At 56.8% G+C, this 1,651-nt stretch carries 1 protein-coding gene; it reads left to right on the top strand.

Annotated elements, in window-relative coordinates:
- Window positions 1-1,285 (top strand): cytochrome P450 (locus ACOSYY_RS16260; protein ID WP_421663760.1); only part of this gene is annotated, 1,285 nt, incomplete at its 5' end.
- Between the last annotated feature and the right edge of the window lie 366 nt (window positions 1,286-1,651).

The following is a 1,651-nucleotide window of genomic DNA, read 5'->3' as shown; positions in this document are numbered from 1 at the left end:
GATGTCTGGGTGGTGGCGCCGGCACGGCGATGCGCTGCGCTTTCGGCTTGGGCCGAAGGCTCTCTATCTCTTCAGTCCTCCCGATCTCGCTAAAGAGATTCTCGTTCAGCCCGCCGACCGCTATGTGCAATTGTACGACCCTCGGCGGCCGGTCGGCCTCGCGCTGGTGTTGGGCAATGGATTGGTGACCAGTTCAGGAGAAGTCTGGAAGCGTCACCGGCGCATCATCCAACCCGTTTTCCACCGTTCTCGCATGGCGGCAATGGCCGATCGGATGGCTCAAGTGGGCGAGCAGCGCATTGCAGGTTGGGCCGATCACGAAGGACAGCCGGTCGATATCGCTGCGGAAATGATGCAGCTGGCCCTCGAAGTGATCTCACAAACGATGTTTACGACCAGTATGGCGCAACACATCGAACACATTAGCCGTGCGCTGCGCGTGAGTCTGAAGTATGCGTTCGACTCGTTTCACAACCCGCTGCACCTCCCCGCCTGGGTACCGACTCAACGCAACCGTGAATTTCGTTCAGTCATGCAATTCATGGACGGACTGATCTATGGATTACTCGCCGAGCGACGCCGCACCGGATTAACACATGAGGATCTCCTCGATCTCCTGCTTCAGGCTCGCGATGAAGAGACCGGCATGGGACTGACCGATCAGGAGCTGCGGGACGAAGCGTTAACGATCTTTGCGGCGGGACACGAGACCACCGCGAACGCGCTCGCCTGGACCTGGTATCTTCTGGCTACCCATCCGAAGGTCAAGGCACAATTTCACGAGGAAGTGGATCGGGTTCTCCAGGGAAGAACGCCAAATGCCGACGACCTTCAGCATCTTCCGTATACTCGGGCCATATTCGATGAATCGCTCCGCCTATATCCGCCGGCTCCAGCGGTTCAGCGCAAGGCAGCGACCAGTATCACGGTCTGCGGATTACCGTTGCGGGCTGGTGCACTTGTCTTGGTCGATACATACACTTTGCACAGACACCCGGCCTTTTGGCGAGAGCCTGAACAATTTCTGCCCGAGCGATGGTTGGATGGCGGGCGGCCTGCCGCCCGCCATGCCTATCTCCCGTTCGGCGCAGGACCACGCGCCTGTGTAGGAATTCATTTCGCGTCAGTTGAAGGACCGCTCCTGCTCGCTCTGATCGGTCGTCGCTATGATTTGCAACTGGCTCAAGAGACCGTCGAGCCTGAACTCATGGTGACCTTACGGCCGAAAGGTGGTATCCGCATGGTGCCTCAGCCCCGGAAAGTGCCGGCCATATCGAGTGCCTAGAGCAACTTACAACGCCCATTGTTTATCCACGAGTCTGAAGCCTGAAGACTACGTGAGGTACTTCCCTGCGAGCCAGTACGATGAACGATAAAGAGCCAGCCGTTCACATAAAGTGTGATATTGAGATCCCTCACGATTTGATGAACGCTACGGTACGCCCAAGCGGAATTTCTAAAAGAGAAATCTACCGGGGAGGGAGGTCAGCCGATTCGATGCGAAAAACGATATTAGTCCGAGATACGCACGAAGTGCGGCTTGGTGGGCCGTGTAGGGGTCGAACCTACGGCCCGCTGATTAAGAGGCAAACAGGCCGTTTTTCACAAGGGTGCGTTGTTGCAATGGTTTCCCCCACTTTTCTTTTATATT

It is taken from the genome of Nitrospira sp. BLG_2 (genome assembly GCF_049222245.1).
This window is presented reverse-complemented; position numbering and strand designations above follow the sequence as displayed.